Origin of the sequence: Ruegeria profundi, assembly GCF_049800715.1 — a bacterium.
Taxonomy (GTDB): domain Bacteria; phylum Pseudomonadota; class Alphaproteobacteria; order Rhodobacterales; family Rhodobacteraceae; genus Ruegeria; species Ruegeria profundi_A.
Map to the genome: position 1 here is coordinate 19534 of NZ_JBNAFO010000003.1, position 18186 is coordinate 37719.

18 protein-coding genes are annotated in these 18186 nt (G+C 58.0%); 4 read left to right on the plus strand and 14 right to left on the minus strand.

Translation table 11 applies throughout. The annotated features are described in order from the left end of the window. The 9 genes from rplK to ACP15L_RS06275 form a co-directional block, all read right to left on the minus strand. Positions 1-450: a 50S ribosomal protein L11 gene (gene rplK, locus ACP15L_RS06235; RefSeq protein ID WP_113791694.1), complete on the minus strand. Its 450-nt coding sequence runs from the start codon at positions 448-450 to the stop codon at positions 1-3. A gap of 244 nt (positions 451-694) precedes the next feature. Next, positions 695-2131 (minus strand): GMC oxidoreductase, encoded by a 1437-nt coding sequence (locus tag ACP15L_RS06240; RefSeq protein ID WP_425083524.1) that lies wholly within the window; start codon positions 2129-2131, stop codon positions 695-697. Between the two features lie 549 nt (positions 2132-2680). Beyond that, positions 2681-3214, minus strand: coding sequence for a transcription termination/antitermination protein NusG (nusG, locus tag ACP15L_RS06245; RefSeq protein ID WP_117872965.1), 534 nt, complete (start codon positions 3212-3214; stop codon positions 2681-2683). 211 nt (positions 3215-3425) lie between these two features. After that, complete coding sequence (gene secE / locus ACP15L_RS06250; RefSeq protein ID WP_050605011.1) at positions 3426-3623, minus strand: preprotein translocase subunit SecE; 198 nt, start codon at positions 3621-3623, stop codon at positions 3426-3428. 101 nt (positions 3624-3724) lie between these two features. Beyond that, positions 3725-3883 carry a cbb3-type cytochrome oxidase assembly protein CcoS gene (gene ccoS / locus ACP15L_RS06255; protein ID WP_170375394.1) on the minus strand — a complete coding sequence of 53 codons (159 nt, stop codon included), beginning with the start codon at positions 3881-3883 and terminating at the stop codon, positions 3725-3727. 5 nt (positions 3884-3888) lie between these two features. Beyond that, complete coding sequence (locus ACP15L_RS06260; protein ID WP_425083525.1) at positions 3889-6066, minus strand: heavy metal translocating P-type ATPase; 2178 nt, start codon at positions 6064-6066, stop codon at positions 3889-3891. Between the two features lie 4 nt (positions 6067-6070). Further along, positions 6071-6529, minus strand: a complete 459-nt coding sequence (locus tag ACP15L_RS06265; protein WP_425083526.1) for a FixH family protein — start codon at positions 6527-6529, stop codon at positions 6071-6073. 2 nt (positions 6530-6531) lie between these two features. After that, positions 6532-7959 carry a cytochrome c oxidase accessory protein CcoG gene (ccoG, locus tag ACP15L_RS06270; RefSeq protein ID WP_425083527.1) on the minus strand — a complete coding sequence of 476 codons (1428 nt, stop codon included), beginning with the start codon at positions 7957-7959 and terminating at the stop codon, positions 6532-6534. A gap of 99 nt (positions 7960-8058) precedes the next feature. Further along, positions 8059-8937 (minus strand): LysR family transcriptional regulator, encoded by an 879-nt coding sequence (locus tag ACP15L_RS06275; protein ID WP_425083528.1) that lies wholly within the window; start codon positions 8935-8937, stop codon positions 8059-8061. A gap of 99 nt (positions 8938-9036) precedes the next feature. On the opposite strand from ACP15L_RS06275, the gene ACP15L_RS06280 reads away from it, so the two are divergent. Continuing rightward, entirely contained in the window at positions 9037-9195 is a 159-nt protein-coding gene (locus ACP15L_RS06280; protein WP_170677897.1) for a hypothetical protein, read from the plus strand. Between the two features lie 142 nt (positions 9196-9337). Here ACP15L_RS06280 and ccoP read toward each other — a convergent pair whose 3' ends face one another. From ccoP to ccoN, 4 genes are read right to left on the minus strand one after another with little or no spacing between them, the layout of a single operon-like run. Continuing rightward, on the minus strand, positions 9338-10201 hold the full coding sequence (ccoP, locus tag ACP15L_RS06285; RefSeq protein WP_170638375.1) for a cytochrome-c oxidase, cbb3-type subunit III: 864 nt from the start codon (positions 10199-10201) through the stop codon (positions 9338-9340). Beyond that, positions 10198-10404: a cbb3-type cytochrome c oxidase subunit 3 gene (locus ACP15L_RS06290; protein WP_170375409.1), complete on the minus strand. Its 207-nt coding sequence runs from the start codon at positions 10402-10404 to the stop codon at positions 10198-10200. The genes ccoP and ACP15L_RS06290 overlap by 4 nt, the downstream gene beginning before the upstream one ends. A gap of 11 nt (positions 10405-10415) precedes the next feature. Continuing rightward, positions 10416-11144: a cytochrome-c oxidase, cbb3-type subunit II gene (ccoO, locus tag ACP15L_RS06295; RefSeq protein WP_170375411.1), complete on the minus strand. Its 729-nt coding sequence runs from the start codon at positions 11142-11144 to the stop codon at positions 10416-10418. A 14-nt stretch (positions 11145-11158) separates the two neighbouring features. Beyond that, entirely contained in the window at positions 11159-12766 is a 1608-nt protein-coding gene (ccoN, locus tag ACP15L_RS06300) for a cytochrome-c oxidase, cbb3-type subunit I (protein ID WP_170375413.1), read from the minus strand. Positions 12767-12959: 193 nt separating this feature from the next. On the opposite strand from ccoN, the gene ACP15L_RS06305 reads away from it, so the two are divergent. Then, positions 12960-13799 carry a universal stress protein gene (locus ACP15L_RS06305; RefSeq protein WP_170375415.1) on the plus strand — a complete coding sequence of 280 codons (840 nt, stop codon included), beginning with the start codon at positions 12960-12962 and terminating at the stop codon, positions 13797-13799. A gap of 78 nt (positions 13800-13877) precedes the next feature. Here ACP15L_RS06305 and fnrL read toward each other — a convergent pair whose 3' ends face one another. Further along, the gene (gene fnrL, locus ACP15L_RS06310) at positions 13878-14621 is read right to left on the minus strand and encodes a transcriptional regulator FnrL (RefSeq protein WP_425083529.1); all 744 of its coding nucleotides are present in this window, start codon (positions 14619-14621) and stop codon (positions 13878-13880) included. A 61-nt stretch (positions 14622-14682) separates the two neighbouring features. Here fnrL and hemN point away from each other — a divergent pair, with 61 nt between their 5' ends. Both hemN and ACP15L_RS06320 read left to right on the plus strand, forming a co-directional pair. After that, positions 14683-16038: an oxygen-independent coproporphyrinogen III oxidase gene (hemN, locus tag ACP15L_RS06315; protein ID WP_425083530.1), complete on the plus strand. Its 1356-nt coding sequence runs from the start codon at positions 14683-14685 to the stop codon at positions 16036-16038. Positions 16039-16252: 214 nt separating this feature from the next. After that, the gene (locus ACP15L_RS06320) at positions 16253-18181 is read left to right on the plus strand and encodes an elongation factor G (RefSeq protein ID WP_425083531.1); all 1929 of its coding nucleotides are present in this window, start codon (positions 16253-16255) and stop codon (positions 18179-18181) included. The last annotated feature ends 5 nt before the right edge of the window (positions 18182-18186 follow it).

Below are 18186 nucleotides of genomic sequence, written 5' to 3' on the forward strand. Positions count from 1 at the left end.
TTACTTCACCTCGATGCCCATAGAGCGGGCCGAGCCCAGGATGATCTGCATTGCGCCTTCGACGTCGTTGGCGTTCAGATCTTTCATTTTGGCTTCGGCGATTTCGCGAACCTGCTTGGTGGTCACGGTGGCCACGGTCTCACGACCAGGGTTCTCGGCACCACGAGGGCGGTTACGCTTGCCAACCGGCTTCAGACCAGCTGCTTTTTTCAGGTAATAAGACGCGGGCGGCGTCTTGATGTCCATGGTAAAGGACTTGTCCTGATAATAGGTGATGACGGTCGGGCAAGGAGCGCCTTGCTCCATGTCTGCGGTCTTGGCGTTGAACGCCTTGCAGAATTCCATGATGTTGATGCCGCGCTGACCCAGCGCTGGACCAACTGGCGGCGACGGGTTCGCCTGACCTGCAGGAACCTGCAGTTTCATTGTACCAGCAAGCTTCTTAGCCATTTGGTTTTCCTTTCAACGTAGGCAGGACGCGTCCCACCCGGTTTATGTTGCGTGGTCCGATCCGGGATCGCGATCCCTAAAACCTCCCACGAGAGAATCTCGCCCGAAGACGATAGAGGCGTCGCTTACAGTGGAATGGCAAGGTTGGCAAGTTTAGCTTTGACTTTTTTAACCAACCTGAGCGTTGCGTCTGAAATCAGGGCCGTTTCGACGCCAGTTAAGTCTAACAATCGTGTGCAATTTCCTAGCTACTCAACTTCGTTGCAAGGTGATCGGAGAGTCTCAGCGAGAGTTGCACGATCGTATATGTTGGATTTGCATGACCTCCGCGGACAAAAACAGAAGAACCCGCAACATACCCATTAGAGGTTCCGTGTATCTTTAGATTGGCATCCACTACACCATGCTCAGCCGAGTTCGACATTCTTGTACCACCCATATGATGGTGCCCGCCGATCTCACCATCTTCCGGATATTCCCCCAACTTAATAAGATGTGGAGCAGCCCAAACCACCCCCGCACCGGTGCGCACAATATGCGTCGCGACCAATTCGAAAGCGACTCTAGCAGTTCGATAGTCCTGAGCCGTTTTGCGCCAAATTAAGTGAGATCTTGGCTTGCCAAAGCTGTCACGAGATGTTTCGGAAAGTGCTACTCTATTGCCGAAATCAGGCGCTTGCTCCCAAACAGCTTTCAATGGTTGGTCTGTGCACCTAGCCGTTGTTCCAAAGGTAGAACTGACTAGCTCGAGGAGTTCTGGATCGAGTTCACAGAATCCTTTCCTAATGCGTTGCTTTAATCCAAGGTCGCGTGGATAAGGTAAACGTATTGAAGCGTTGAGTGCTCCGTGTTTCACTAAGCGATCGGCCGTCACCGAAACGGAAAACAAGTCTGAAGGCAATTGCCTTTGGTGAATTAGCCGCGAAAGGCTGACCCTACCAACAACTTCATGAGGGTGCTCCATCCAGTATCGGCCGAGAGAACCCGGTTGAGCGACCACACGCTGCGAAGACACAAAATTTGACCACAATAGTAAACGAGAATTCTCGATGCCTCCGCAGGCGAGGACCACAAATTTTGGCGAAATCCTGCGTACTGATCCACTTGAATCCACAAACTCTAAACTAACTATCCGCCCATCTTCCGCATACATGGCAGTTACGGCGGTGCGGAGCGCCACATTTAAGTATTTCGAAGTCCTAACCAATCCCTCATACTTTTCTCCAAATCTTACTGGCGGGCTGCGCACAAACCGAGATTCAAATATAGAATCGCTTACCCGTTGATCAATCGGGCTTGGGATTTCGAGTATTTCGTTTGCCTTAGCCGAGTATGGGTCCAGATCACTCTTTCTTATCGGCCAACCCGGAATTCCCAAACTTGGGACCGGATCAAAATCCCAAGCATCCAATGGTCGGCACCAACCGGACCAATGATTGGAACTGCCTCCAAACTGCCTGAGTCTTGTAATGTCAAGTGAGTGGTAAATGTCACCCGAAGTCTCACCAATGTAATCGTCTTGAATATCAGACTCATAGTCTCTGTCTCCAGCTTCGAGTATCAGGCAAGGAATTTTCTTTTCTAACAGCGAGCACCCCAGCGTCATACCTGCTGGACCGCTACCAACAATAATTACTGGAGGTAGGGTTTCACTGTCGAAAAAATTTTGACTAACAAACATGCTAGACTTTCACTAGAAAACCATCTCTGTACACAAAGTCCTTTCCCTCTGGATCGATGAGGAGGCGTTCTGTAGATGAGTAAAATCTACTAATCCCGACGTAAGCCGCACCCCCAGCTGCAAACACGGCAAGCGCGCCAAAGGAACCAATAAAAAATCTGCGTGAACGAAAAGCCATAAGTAAGAATAGCCACATAGCGAAATACGTGTAAAGCAGTAGCTTTTTAAAATATTCTTTAGACAGTACTATCGACGACGCAATATGCACCATAGTCAGATTTCAAACGCATGCTCCTACTTGTTCGCTGCAGAAGCCAGAGTTCTTTTCTTACTCTAGCTTGCTAAGAGCACAGACTCGCTAAAGTACTTACTTGATAACGACTGAATAAACCCCTTTTCTGGAGCACTCTTTTTACTAAATACGCCAATAGATAGGTTTGTTGCTCGAGCTCTTTTCCGTTAGTGGCAGTGCACTCCTTAAGACTCAAAATCACCAAAATACCTCGCACCACAAAACGCCACAAACATCCGCTTGCAACGTGATCGTGCTTAGCCCTGCTTGGTGACCTGCGTAAAGTCCAGCTCGACCGGCGTTTCCCGACCAAAGATCGAAACCGAGACCTTGAGCTTCTGGTTCTCGTCGTCCACGCCCTCGACCATGCCGTCGAAATCTTCGAACGGGCCGTCGTTGACCTTGACCTTCTCGCCGACCTCGAAGCTAATCATCAGCTTAGGCGCTTCTTCACCTTCCTGAACGCGGTTCAGGATCTGGTTCACTTCGGCGTCGCGCATTGGCATTGGGCGGCCTTGGGGACCAAGGAAGCCAGTGACGCGGTTGATCGAGTTGATCAGGTGATAACCCTGATCCGACATTTCCATATGCACCAGCACGTAGCCGGGCATGAAGCGACGCTCGGTCGTGACTTTCTTGCCCCGGCGCACTTCGATCACCTCTTCGGTGGGGACCAGTACTTCGTCGATATCGTCCTCAAGGCCCTGTTCAGCCACCGACGTGCGGATCTGCTCTGCGATCTTCTTTTCGAAATTCGAAAGAACGCTGACCGAGTACCACCGTTTCGCCATGAACCTGTCGTCCTTGTTTGTCTTGGGCCAAGCCCCGCGTTGCGGGTTCGCCCTGTATTGAAATCCTGTCGCGGCCTGTCCGCGTGTTCCGGAATAAAAAGCGGCGCGCAGCCCGAATCGCCACACGCCCATTCCGAATAGTCCCGTGTGAACTACTCTGAGATTCCGCGCTGTGCAAGGGGGGCTGCGGTGTTTCCGCGCCTGAGTGCGGTTAGCTGAACGCGCCCAGGATCAGTTGCAAGCCGCCACGAATGCCCAGATCGACCAAGGCAAAGAAAACAGCGGTCAGAGCAGCCATGATGAACACCATGACCGTGGTCAACAGCACCTCGCGCCGGGTCGGCCAGACGACCTTGGAAACTTCGGCTCGAACTTGCTGAATGAACTGGATCGGGTTGGTGGTGGCCATTTGGCGGGTTCTCTCTGCTAGCGGATAGGCCGGACATAGCCGGGCATTGCGGCAATTTCAAGGGCGGTTGAGATCAACTGTGATTTTGCATCCTCAGCCAGCTACTGCTTGGGTTTGTCGTCCCATTCATCGCTGAGGATACGGCGCGCGTCGCCCTCGGGGTCCTCGTATTGGTTCGAGCGGACCGTGTAGACAAAAGCAACCAGGCCAATTCCGCCCAGAAACAGGGAAATCGGGATCAGATAGGCGAGCACTTCCATGGCAGTTACCTCAGCCGCAGGGCGTTCAAAGATACGGTAATGGACGAGGTCGACATCGCCAACGCCGCAATCAAAGGTGTGGCTAGCCCGATCACCGCCAGCGGCACCGCAATCACGTTATAGACGGTGGCAATACGGAAATTCTCGCGAATCCGTTTCGTGGCTTTGACGGCGGTTTCACATGCATCGGCGATGGGGGACAGGTCCGTCCCCAGCAGAACGATATCGGACGCAACGCGCGCCGCATCCAACGCCGAGGCAGGCGAAATCGACACATGCGCTGCTGCAAGGGCAGCTGTATCGTTCAAGCCATCGCCCACCATCAGGACCTTGTGGCCATTCTCACTGAACTCCTGAATGCGCTGCGCCTTGTCCTGAGGCAGCGCTTCGGCAATCCAGTTCTCGATCCCCAGTTTCTCGGCAAGCGCTTTCACAGCACCCGTCGAATCGCCCGAAATCAGGATCACCTGCTTTCCGGCCGTAGAGAAGCCCGAGACCGCCTCAGCCGCGCCCGGTCGCAAGGCATCAGTGAACCGGAAGGCCACCGGCGCATTGGACCCAACCGAAAGCCAGGCAGAGGTCTCGGCCCCTTGTTCCGCACCGACCCAAGCCGCGCGTCCCAGACGCACGCGCTGGTTGCGATACTGGGCCTCTGTGCCATAGCCCGGAACCTCGGTGATGTCCCGCAGCTTGGCGGGTTTGATCCCGGCCTCTCGCGCCGCTTTAGCCAGAGCGACCGACAAGGGATGCGCCGATGCCTCGGCCAGGGCCAGTGCGATTTCAAGGTCGGCCGTGGTGTGATCGCCCAGATTGGTCACCTCGGGCGCGCCGGAGGTCAGCGTGCCGGTTTTGTCGAAGACAACCGTGTCGACCTCAGCCAGACGCTCCAGCGCGGTGGCGTGTTTGATCAGCATCCCCTTGCGGAACAACCGGCCCGAGGCCGCGGTGGTCACTGCAGGAACCGCCAGCCCCAGCGCGCAAGGACAGGTGATGATCAGCACCGCTGCCGCGATGTTCAGAGCCGTGCGCAGGTCGCCGGAATAGATGTACCAGCCCACAAAGCTGAGCGCCGACAGGATATGGACGCCGGGCGCATAGAGCTTGGCCGCCTTGTCCGCCAGAGAGGTGTATCGAGACCGGCCGGATTCAGCGATGGCGACCAGATCGGCCATACGATGCAGGGATGTATCTTCGCCAACCGCCGTGGCGCGGATAGTCAGAGGCCCGGTCAGGTTGACCTCGCCCGCGCTGACGATCTGCCCTGCCTCGGCAAACACCGGCAGAGTCTCACCCGTCAGCAGGGAGCGGTCCAATTCCGACTGGCCCGAGACGATTTGGCCGTCCACCGGCATCCGCCCTCCGGGCCGCACAAGGATCAAGTCGCCAACGGCCAGAGCAGATACGGCAACTTCTTCTTCGGTGCCGTCGATCAACCGAAGGGCACGAGGGACCTCCAGCGCTGTCAGTTCCTCAGCCGCCGACCGCGCGGCGGCGCGGGTGCGGTAGTCTAAGTACCGCCCTGCCAGCAAGAAGAAGGTCAGCGTCAGGGCGGCGTCGAAATAGGCATGTTCGCCGCTGAGTGCTGTTTCCCAAAGCGATGTCACCAACGCCAGCAGAATTGCCAGAACGATCGGCACATCCATGTTCAGCCGACGCACACGCAAAGCGGACCATGCATTGGCAAAAAAGGGCTGCGCCGAGAATGCTATCGCAGGCAGGGCGATTGCGGCAGAGATCCAGTGGAACATATCCCGCGTCGCGTCCGTCGCACCCGACCAGACCGAGACGGACAGCAGCATCACGTTCATCGAGGCAAACCCGGCCACCGCCAAGCGCATCAACAGGTCGCGTCCCGCCTTGTCCACACTGGTGGCCGACAGGGCTCCGGCGTCCAGCTCATGCGCCTCATAACCCGCGTGCTCGAGCACCGGGATCAGATCAGCAGCGCGCATTTCAGGCGCGGCTTTGATCATCGCACGCTTCAGGGTCAGGTTGACGCGCGCGTCCTCGACCCCGGGATGGGCGTTCAAAGCCCGCTCGACATTGGCAATACAAGCCGAGCAATGAATACCGGGAAGAGACAGCGCGATCTGCACATCCTCAGGGATCGGCCGCGCAGCTTCCGCCGGGGCGGCGATACACCCCGGACAAGCCGCCGTACCTGAGGATAGATGAGCCGTCACCGCCCTACCCTTTCACGTACAAAGGAACCCGCTGAGCGAACTCGGCCCCCGAATGATCGCGGGCGACCAGACGGATGTTCCAGTTCCCCTTGCCCAGCGTCGCAGGCGTTGCATAGGTAAGCCCGTCAAATGTGAAATCGGGCGAGAAATCATCGCGAACATGGGTTGCACGGCCCACGACGGCCTGCAACTCAGCCACCTGTACCGGCGCGCCGGTGGCATCTGTTATATGCAGGATAAGCAGACCGCCCGTGTTTTCTGCGCGTACTTCCCAACCCAGCGCCTGATGTTCCTTGAGGCGGTCATTGAACTCCTGACTGGCGACGTAGGAGTTCTTGACCTCCAGCCCCGGGAAGGTTTTGACCGCGCTATAGGCCAGGATCAGGTTCACCGTGATGATCACGCCAAAGGCACACACGAACACCGCAAGGGCGTGTTTACCGGTGAATTTCCGCTCGGACATGATCAGTTCCCTCGTCCGTTGAAGCTTGTGTCTTTATAGGCGCGCTCACCGCTGTCGAGGTCCTCGACCCAGATCCGAACGGCAGATGTATCCGCACCCGCAGGCCCAGTGTCAGGCGCCGCCGTAATATAAACGCGCACCAGTTGCGCAGTATCGGGGGCCACAGTCACAGTTTGCCCGTCAACACCTTCGATTTCCAGAGCCAAGGCCGAGTCGCCGGTCAGAGACAGATCGAACGGACGCTCTTCGCCATGTTTGTTGCGCAGGCGCACGTCATAGGTGTTGCGGATGGTGCCGTCCGACATCGTCACAAAGGTCGGATTGCGCACAGGCGCGACCGTCAGGTCGATATCGGACCGGATGAACAGGGCAAACAGCAGCGCGAAACCGACCAGAGACCACAACGCGGTGTACATGATCGTGCGCGGACGCAGAATGTGCTTCCAGATATTCTTAGGTGGCTGACCTGCGCGTTCATGCGCCTCGTCACTCAGCGCCATATAGTCGATCAAACCCCGCGGTTTGCCGATCTTGGCCATCATGTCGTCGCAGGCGTCGATGCAAAGGGCGCAGGTGATGCACTCCAACTGCTGACCATCGCGAATGTCGATACCAACGGGGCAGACATTCACACAGGCCATGCAATCGATGCAATCGCCCAGCTCGGAATCGGCCGTGCGCTTGCCCTTGCCGCGCGGCTCACCGCGCCATTCGCGGTAGCCGACGACCAGAGTGTCCTCGTCCATCATCGCGGCCTGAATGCGCGGCCATGGGCAGGCATAGATGCAGATCTGTTCGCGCGCGAAGCCACCAAACAAGAAAGTGGTGCCGGTCAGGATCAACATGGTCGTGTAGGCAACAGGGTGTGCGTTGCCGGTCACCAGATCACGCAGAAGGGTCGGCGCGTCGGCAAAGTAGAAGACCCACGCTCCGCCGGTTGCGAGGCCGATCAGGAACCAAGCGGTCCACTTCGTCAGACGCAAACGGGCCTTGCGGAGGTCCATCTTCTCTTGCCGGTGCAGGCGTAAGCGGGCATTGCGGTCGCCCTCGATCCAGCGTTCGACCAGAATGAACAGGTCGGTCCAGACGGTCTGCGGGCAGGCATATCCGCACCACACCCGGCCCAAGGCCGATGTGAACAGGAAAAGCCCAAGACCGGCCATGATCAGAAGGCCCGCAACAAAGTAGAATTCGTGCGGCCAAATCTCGATCCAGAAGAAATAGAAGCGGCGGTTAGCCAGATCCAGCAGCACAGCCTGATCCGGGAGGCTGGGCCCTCGGTCCCATCTGATCCATGGGGTGACGTAGTAGATCCCCAAGGTCACAATCAGGATAATCCATTTCAGGTTCCGGAACGGACCTGAGACGCGCCGAGGAAAGATAGGTTCTCGGGCGGCATACAAGCTGGGGGCGGGATCGGAATCGCTCACTGGCTGGCTCCAAGGATGGGTCTTATGGAAGTGTGTTCTTCCAGATCATGGACGCGCAAACATTGACATGGGTCAAAACGCGCATCGGACAAACACCTTTTACCGCGCGTCACCCGCCTGCCGCCTCAACCAGCTGACAAATGTCTTTACCGCCGGTCTTAGAGGCGTTTTGGCCGTCAAAACGTGGTATCCGCTGCTTTCAGGCTCAGTATGGAGCTCGACAAGTCGGCCCGCCTTGATGTCCTGCTCGACGAAATGTCGCACCGTGGCTGTGACACCCTGCCCTGCCCGCAGCCCTTCAAGCAGCAAGGTCCCCGGCAGCGAGATGCGCCGCCCCTGAGGCGGGTGATCCACCCCACGTCTGGCCAGCCAGGTCGAGGCCTCGGTGGTGCCAAACTCTTCCAGCCAAGGCAGCTGGCTCAATTCTTCCGGTGTCCAATCCGACCGACCGCCCAGCAGGCTGGGGGCCGCAACCACAACAAAAGGGGTTTCCAGCAGCATTTCGCAGTCCACACCGGGCCACCCTCCGGACCCGTATCTGATCGCAACATCGACACCGCCTGGCGTGAGTTCCACCAGATGCGGTGAAGGATCGATCGTCAGGCTGATTTCAGGGTATTTGGCCTGAAATTCCGGCAGTCGCGGCATCAACCACGAGGCGGCGAAGGTTGGTGTCAGCGACACATGAACCGGACGGGTGCCGCCTGCGCTCATCACCTCTTCCACGGCAGCGCCGATTGAACCGAACCCAAGCTGCACCGCACGCGCCAGATTCGCGCCTTCTGCTGTTAGGGAGAGGGACTTCCCATCGCGCCGGACCAGAGCCACACCCATGTGCTTCTCCAGCACGCGCAACTGCTGGCTTATGGCAGCGTGGCTCACATTCAACGCAGCGCCGGCTTGCACCACACCCCCCTTTTCAGCAAAGGCGGAGAAAGCGCGAAGGGACGAGAGCGGAGGCAGTTTCAACCAGTTCATATGTAATCCTAGCTTACATATAGAAATAGCAATTGGCTCGCATCCTGTACAGGGAAACATCATCCTAGGCGCATACAGAAAACGCGAAAGGAAAACCCCATGCTGAGTGTTTTTGCGAAATCGTTCATGACCGCGACACGGATCAACGAGCCCCATCTCAGGGACGCACCAAAGCTAGCCCGCAACAAATCGCGCTGGTTGCCCGAGCATCATTGGTGGAGGAAACACCCGCGCACGGTCGATCTTGAAGACCTTTGAAACGCGGTCTGTTCTGGATTGGCCAATGGCCCTATGATGGTTTTGGAAATAGGCACCGGCTGTTCAGGAAACGCGCGAACAGATGGAACAGCCGGTGCCGGGACCTGGGGGCAGCAAGCCGCCCCAAGGTATTCTTTTAGCCTTACTGACCGCCACCCAGTTGGTGGACATAGGCGGTCACGGCACGGATCTGCGCCTCGGTCAGGCGGGTATCCCAGGGGGGCATCACGCCAAAACGGCTGTAGGTCACCGTTTCAGTCAGGGCCTCTTCGCTGCCGCCATAGAGCCAGATGGCATCTGTTAGGTTCGGCGCGCCCTGGAAGACGTCGCCTTTGCCATCCTCGCCGTGACAGGCGGCACAATTGTCCTCAAAGACAACCTTGCCTGCCTGCGCGGCCGCATCGTCGGTCTGTGCATTGGTCAGCGACATCACGTACTGAACCACCTGAGTGATCTCTTCGCCTTCGAGGAGCTCACCAAAGGCCGGCATCTCGGAGTAGCGCGCATCGTCGCTTTCCTCGTTCCGGATCCCATAGCTGACGGTGAAATGGATATCCTCCATCGTGCCACCCCACAGCCATGCATCATCCAGCAGGTTCGGGAAGCCAGCCGCGCCCTGCGCGCCCGAGCCGTGACACTGTGCACACCAGGTGCGGAACACAGCGCTGCCTGCGTTGACGGCATATTGCTGCAACTCAGGGTCCGCCGAGATTTCCTCGAGCGGGGTTTCGACCAGCTTGGCGTTCCACGGAGCGTTGGCCTCTTCGAACGAGACCAGCTCCTGCTGGACTTCGGCCCGAGATGACCAACCCATGACGCCTGCCGTCGCCGACTGAACCAGTGGCCATGCGGGATACATGATCGTGTAAATCACACCCCAGAAGATCGTGGCGTAGAAGGTCCACAGCCACCAGCGGGGCATCGGGTTGTCAAATTCTTCGATGCCGTCCCAGCTGTGACCGGTTGTATTCGGGTCACCCGGCTGTTTTTCAGGTGTCTTAGTCATTTCCGCGCCTCCTCGGATGTGGCGGGTTGGTCTTGCTGCGGTGCGGGTGCATCAACGTGCCGGAAAGGGATGTTGGCGGTGTCGCTGTATTCCTTGCTGGCGCCTGGGCGGAACACCCAGACAATGATGCCAACGAAGAAGGCGAACAGCAGAAGCAACATCCAGCTATCTGCAAACTGCCTCAGGAGAGTATATTCTTCCATTGCACCCTCCCTCAGCGGTTTGCGTCAGGCGTGAAGGTCGAGAAGTCGACCAGCGTGCCCAGCATTTGCAGATAGGCGATCAGTGCGTCAGCCTCGGTCAGGTCGGATTGACCATCGAAGTTGCGGACATTGACCTTGTCACCATAGCGCTCCAGCAGCCCGTCATAGTCGCTGTCGGGATCGGCCTGAGCGCGGAAGTCGGCTTGCGCGTTCTCCAGCATCTCGTCGGTGTAGGGTGTACCGACCACCGCATTCGCCGCCATGATGTCGCCGATATACTTGCCGTCGATCTTGCGGTTTTCGAGGAAGCCATATTTCGGCATCACCGATTCCGGCACCACCGATTGCGCGTCGCGCAGGTGGCGTACATGCCAATCGTCCGAGTAACGGCCGCCGACACGTGCCAGATCAGGTCCGGTCCGCTTGGATCCCCACTGGAACGGGTGGTCATACATCGACTCGGCCGCCAGCGAGTAATGACCATAGCGTTCAACCTCATCCCGCATCGGCCGGATCATCTGACTGTGGCAGACATAGCAGCCTTCTCGGATGTAGATCTCACGGCCCGCCATCTCGAGAGGGGTGTAAGGGCGCATGCCCTCCACCTTCTCGATGGTGTTCTCAAGGTAGAACAGCGGGGTGATTTGAACGATGCCACCGATGGTCACGACCAGAAAGCTGAAGATCAGCAGAAGGGTCGCGTTGGTCTCAAGCACTTTGTGTTTGTCAAGAATTGCCATTGCTCCGGCCTCCTTTATTCAGCCGGGACTGCGACGGTCAGGCTGGCCTCTTTGGCCGGTGCCTTACGCACAGTCATCCACAGGTTGTAGCACATGATCACCGAGCCAGCGAGGAACAGAACCCCACCCAGACCGCGGACCACATACATCGGGAACTTGGCGGCAACGGTGTCAGCGAACGAGTTCACCAGGAAGCCGTTGGCATCCACTTCGCGCCACATCAGGCCTTCCATGATACCGGTGACCCACATCGACGCGGCGTAGAGAACGATACCGATCGTGGCGAGCCAGAAGTGCCAGCTGACCATCTGTAGCGAGTACAGACGCTCACGCTTCCACAGGACAGGCACCAGATAGTACAACGCACCAAAGGTGATCATGCCGTTCCAGCCCAGCGCGCCCGAATGTACGTGACCAATGGTCCAGTCGGTGTAGTGGCTGAGCGAGTTCACCGCACGGATCGACATCATCGGACCCTCAAAGGTGGACATGCCGTAGAAGCCGACCGAGATGACCATCATACGTATGATCGGGTCAGTGCGCAGCTTGTCCCATGCGCCCGACAGGGTCATCAGACCGTTGATCATACCACCCCAAGACGGCATCCACAGTACGATCGAGAACACCATGCCCAGCGTCGAGGCCCAATCCGGCAACGCGGTATAATGCAGGTGGTGCGGACCGGCCCAGATATACAGGAAGATCAGCGCCCAGAAGTGGATGATCGACAGCTTGTACGAGAATACCGGACGTTCGGCCTGTTTCGGGATGAAGTAGTACATCATGCCCAAGAAGCCCGCTGTCAGGAAGAAGCCCACAGCGTTGTGGCCGTACCACCACTGGATCATGGCATCCTGTACACCCGACCAGACGATAACCGATTTCGAACCCCAGATGCTGACCGGGATCGTCATGTTGTTGACGAGGTGCAGCATCGCAACGGTTACGATAAAGGCCAAGTAGAACCAGTTGGCCACATAGATATGCGGCTCTTTGCGTTTGATGATCGTGCCCAGATACACGGCTAGGTAAGCCACCCAGACGATGGTCAGCCACAGGTCCACATACCATTCAGGCTCGGCATACTCCTTGGACTGCGTGCCGCCCAGAACATATCCGGTCGCGGCCAGAACGATGAACAGCTGATAGCCCCAGAACACGAACCATGCCAGGTTTCCACCCCACAGACGTGCCGCGCTGGTGCGCTGAACCACGTAGAACGAGGTCGCGATCAGAGCGTTGCCCCCAAAGGCAAAAATCACCGCCGAGGTGTGCAGCGGACGCAACCGCCCAAAGTTCAGATAGCCTTGCGCCCATTCGAAGTTGAGCGTTGGAAATGCCAGCTGGAACGCAATAAAAGTTCCCGCAAGGAACCCGACCACGCCCCAGAAGGCAGTTGCGATCACGCCGTAGCGGATCACCCCGTCCATGTACTCGCCGGAGCGATCGACAAGAATATCTGGCTCATCCGTGTTTCGAAGCGTCCAGATGAACAGACCACCGGCGATGATCATCACCAGTATCGCATGCACCTGATACGCCAAATCGCGTGCATAATTGGACCCGATCGCGGCAAACAGCACGACCAGACCAAGCACGATCAGCTTGATGTAATTCGACATATTGCGTCCCTTTACCCTGCCCTGCGCGATTTACGTGCCGCACAGAACCTTTTTGACTGTCCCCCGTAATGTCGAAGAACACCCTCTGCCGCTTTGATCTGAGTCAAGACAATCCGTTGTTTTCTGTGACACCCATAGTCAAGTGGAGGGGCGCTGGTCGCATTGGATCGGCTGCTCGAAAGACGAGGTCGATATGGCTTACAAATCAATTCTCACAATCATGACGGAAACTACGAATGCGCAGGCAGCGCTGTCCCAGGCAGCGGCATTGGCCGAAGCGCAGGATGGTCATGCCGAGGCTTTGTGCCTGGGCGTCGATCGCAGTCAGACAGGGTATTACTACGCCGGGGCGAACGCTCTTATCCTTCAGGAAACCCTCAGCCGGGCCAATGCCGAGGCCGATGAGTTGCTTAGCTATGCCGAGGATTTTCTGGGAAAAACCGGCGTGCGGTGGTCGGCCGAAAACGGAGTCGCCCAGATCGCAGACATAGGACGCCACGTTGCCCATCGGGCGCGGTTCTCGGATCTGGTTGTCCTTCCGCATCCCTATGGCGAAGGGCGCGGTGCCGAGGCGGAACCGATTGTCGAAGCCGCCATGTTCGAAGGTCACGCTCCGGTCATGGTAGTCCCAAACGCGGGGCAACCTGTTTCGAAACCCAAAAACATCATGATCGCCTGGAACGAAAGCGTCGAGGCCATGCGCGCAGTACGCTGCGCTCTGCCGTTTCTGAAAGAGGCCGATCTGGCACGTATCGTGGTGATCGACCCGCCACGCCATGGGCCCGACCGCTCTGACCCGGGCGGTATGCTGTCCCAGATGCTCGCGCGGCACGGTGTCCGGTGCGACATCGAAGTCCTCAGCAAAACCATGACGCGCGTGTCGGACATTCTGAACCGCCATGCTATGGACACGGAATCAGATATGATTGTCATGGGCGCCTACGGCCATTCTCGCTTTCGCGAAGCGATCCTTGGCGGTGCTACGCGCAACATGCTGGAACAATCCGCTGTACCGGTCTTCATGGCACACTGATCGAGTCCTGACCCGAACAAAAAAGCCGCCCTGCGGGGCGGCTCGATCGCTTTTGTAAGTGACTGGCAGGTGGCGTCGCTAAACGAGGAATCCTCCGTCAGAGTCGTCTCCTGCCTCTTCCATCAGGCGACCAAGATCGGGGATGGTCACGTGGCGCTTGCCTTCAAGTAAGATAACCCCGTCCTTTTTCAGGGCCGAGATCTGTCGGCTCACCGTTTCAAGCGTCAGACCGAGATAGTCCGCCATCGCCTCACGCGTCAGCGGCAGGTCGAACACGAGCGGGCCTGAAAGCCCCTTCTGCGTGATCGACGCATCCCGGCGCGCGATGATCGAAAGCAGGCTGGCGATCTTCTCCCGCGCCGTCTTGCGGCCCAGAACAAGCATCCATTCCCGCGCGGCGTCCAGTTCGTCCAGAGTCATCTGCAAAAGCCGATGCGCGATATGAGGGGTCTCACTCAACAACCCTTCGAACGGCTTCTTGCGAAAGCAGCACATCACCACATCCGTGGTGGCCTGAACGTCATATGGCGCAGAATCACGCCCCGGACGCCCAACGAAATCACTGGGCAGCAACAGACCCACCATCTGGGTCCGCCCGTCCTCCATCGTCTGGGTCAGGGATGCGATACCCGACACGACTGAGCCGACAAAGTTCATCTGATCGCCGGACCAGATGATTGTCTGACCCGCTTCGAAACTGCGATAATATTTAATCTCTTCAAGGGACTGCAGCTCATCCGCATCGCAACGGGCACAGACGGCCCGATGACGAATCGGGCATTCGTCACAGTTGGAATGATCAAACTTTATCTCTACTGACATTCGCTTTCCTACTTGATCTCTATCAAAGCAACCAAGACTTGGGTCCCTTAAAGGTATCTCCATGATAGATAAATCACAATTGGCAAGGCTTGGACTTTTTGACGCGAAGGTGCCTCGCTACACCAGCTACCCGACCGCCCCCCATTTCAGCAATGACGTGGGGGCTGATCTTTTTGGTGACTGGATCGCCCGGATTAAACCCGGCAGCGCCATTTCGCTTTATGTCCATGTCCCCTTCTGTCGGCGTCTATGCTGGTTCTGCGCCTGCCGCACGCAAGGCACGCAAACCGACAGCCCCGTGGTCGCCTATGTCGACGTGCTGAAGGCCGAGCTGGACCTATTGGCTGCGCGCCTGCCCGAGGGGGTGGTTCTATCCCGCCTGCATTGGGGCGGTGGCACCCCGACCCTGTTGAATGCAGACCTGATGCGCGATCTGGCGCGCTACATTCTGGATATCGTGCCGCTGGGACCGGATGCCGAGTTCTCGGTCGAGATCGACCCGAATGAGATTGACGAAGCGCGTCTGGACGTCCTTGCCGAAGCGGGCATGAACCGCGCCTCGATCGGAGTGCAGGATTTCGATGATGAGATCCAGAAAACCATCGGGCGCATCCAAAGCTACGATACCACGCGGGATGCGGTGGATATGATCCGCGCGCGCGGGATCACCAGCCTGAATGCCGACATCCTGTTTGGCCTGCCGCATCAGACCAAGGCGCGGATGACTGAAAGTGTGCAGAAGCTTCTGTCGCTCAGCCCGGATCGCGTCGCGCTCTATGGCTATGCCCATGTGCCGTGGATGGCGAAACGGCAGCAACTGATCCCGTCCGAGGCTCTGCCAACGCCCGAGCAGCGCCTGGATCTTTTCGACACCGCCCGCCGGCTGTTCATGTGGGACAACTACGCCGAGATCGGAATCGACCACTTCGCAACGCAAGAGGACGGCCTGACCAAAGCGCTGAAAGCAAGCCAGCTGAAACGCAATTTCCAGGGATATACCGATGATCAGGCCGAAGTTCTGATCGGCGTTGGTGCAAGCTCGATCTCGCGCTTTCCGCAGGGCTATGCACAGAACAACCCCGCGACCTCGGCCCATACCAAGGCAATCCGCGACGGTCAGTTCTCGACCTCGCGCGGGCATTTGTTCAAGGGACAGGACGTGCTGCGCGCCCGTCTGATCGAAGCGTTGATGTGCGATTTCCGTGTCGACTCGGCCGAGATTCTGCGTGGCTATGATGTATCCAGCGCAGAGCTGAACAAGATGTATGCCGAGGTGAACGCAAGATTTGACGGCCTTTTGCGTGTCACCGAAGACGGGCTGTTCATCCCGCCCGAGGCGCGTGCCCTGACCCGGATGATCGCCCGCAGCTTCGATGCCTATGACCTGAGCAAAGCCGGACATAGCTCTGCGATCTGACCTAGGGTATTAGGGTCGGGTTTCGGCACCTCCAAGCCGATCCCGAACGGGGGCTTGACGCAAGGCTGGTGTTTTCTCCACACTCGGGGCGTGGGTCTTCGATCAGATCCACAGCCCGAGGCAGGCAAATCCGCAGACAAACCATGCCAACGCATTTGCGCAAGGCAGCCCCTTTCGTGCAGCCACTCTGCAACCTGAAAGAGGGACAGCACATATGCGCGTTTTCACCGTCCTAGGCCCCAGTCAATCGGGCAAATCAACTCTGGTCGAGGCCATCAGCCGCCTCGACGGGCGCCCGACAACATTCGACATCTCCGGAACCGTGCATTTGCACGGTTTTTCTTATTTGGACGAACCGTGGTGCGCGGTTGACGTGGATGGCGGCGGCGATGCGCTGGCCTATGTGGGACCAGCCATGGCGATATCGGACGCCGCCGTGGTCGTCGTCCCGCCAGACCCCGATGCGGCCGTACTATGCGCGCCGTACCTGCGGCTCGTGGAAGAGGCAGGCATCCCTTGCTTTCTATTCATCAACCGAATGGACAACCCCAACGGCCGTATCCGTGACATCATCGCGGCCCTGCAGACCTATTGCACCCATCACATCGCCTTGCGGCAGGTCCCGATCCGTGACGGCGAAACGATCATTGGCGCGGTCGATCTGATCTCGGAACGCGCTTGGAAGTATCAGGAGGGCCAGCCCTCGGCCTTGATCGAACTGCCTCAATCCGTCGAGGACCGCGAACAGGAAGCGCGTACTGAATTGTTGGAAACGCTGTCGGATTTCGATGACCATCTGCTGGAGCAGCTTATAGAAGACAAGCAGCCCCCTAGCGCCGAGATTTACGATCTGGCCGCTCAGGTCCTGCAAAATCACCAGCTGATTCCGGCCTGTCTGGGAGCCGCGCAACATGGCAATGGGCTCACCCGCTTGATGAAAGCGCTACGGCACGAAGCGCCTGAGTTCGATATCGCCGCCGGGCGGGATGAGGCCGCGGACAATGCACGTGCCATTGCCGGTTTTGCTGATGTGAAGAAACATATCGGCAAGATCACCGTGCTGCGTGGGCTGGGCGATGGCGTCAAAGCGCACGAGGCTTTGGGAGGCGAAACGGTCGGCAATTTGACGAGCCTGGACGCCAAAACACAGATCGGCGCTTTGGAGGCCGGACAGATCGGACTTGCGGTCAAGTCTGATCACCTGAACCCCGGATACATCTATGACAGCCGGTCGGCCACGCCGCTTCCGGACTGGGCGTCTTCGCATCCGGTTGCGCACCGACAGGTCGTCTCACCCGCGCATGAGCGCGACGACGTGCGCCTGTCAAACGCTCTGAGCCGTTTGGTCGAGATAGACCCGGGGTTGCATATGGAACAAGACGAGCTGAGCGGTCATTCCGTACTGGGTTCGCAGGGTCCGCAACACATGCGGCGCGTGACGGCCAAACTGCTGGAGGATTTCGGGATCGAGATCGAAACCGACCCCGTCGAGACCGCCTATCGCGAAACCATCCGTATGCCGGTCGAACATCGCCACCGTCATCGCAAGCAATCGGGCGGCGCCGGACAATTCGCCGACGTTGTGATCTCGGTCGCGCCTCTACCCCGTGGCTCGGGCTTTCAATTCGAAGAGGTTGTGAAGGGCGGTGCGGTGCCGAAGAACTACATCCCATCCGTGGAGCACGGGGCCAGAGACGCTTTGGTACAAGGCCCCGAAGGCTTCCCGGTCGTGGATGTCAAAATTACCCTAAGCGACGGCAAACACCACAATGTCGATAGTTCGGACTACGCGTTCCGGACGGCGGGCAAGAATGCAGTGCGTGAGGCACTGCCGCAGGCCAAGCCCGTGGTACTGCAGCCTATTCTCACGGCCGAGATTCATCTGCCGTCAGATTTCGTCGGAGATCTGGTTCCCACGATCAGTTCGCTGCAAGGGCAGGTTTTGGGGTTCGAGGGCAATCCGGATGCCTCAGGTTGGGAAATCTTCAACGCCCAACTTCCGGCCGTGGCGCAAGATGAGTTGCACCGAACTCTCGCCAGTGCCACGCGGGGAACGGGGTGGGTCAATCTGAGCTTCGATCACTATGAAGAGTTGCGCGGCCCGGTCCCAAAATCCGCCGATCGCGAGAAAGCCAGCGCTTGAGGGAA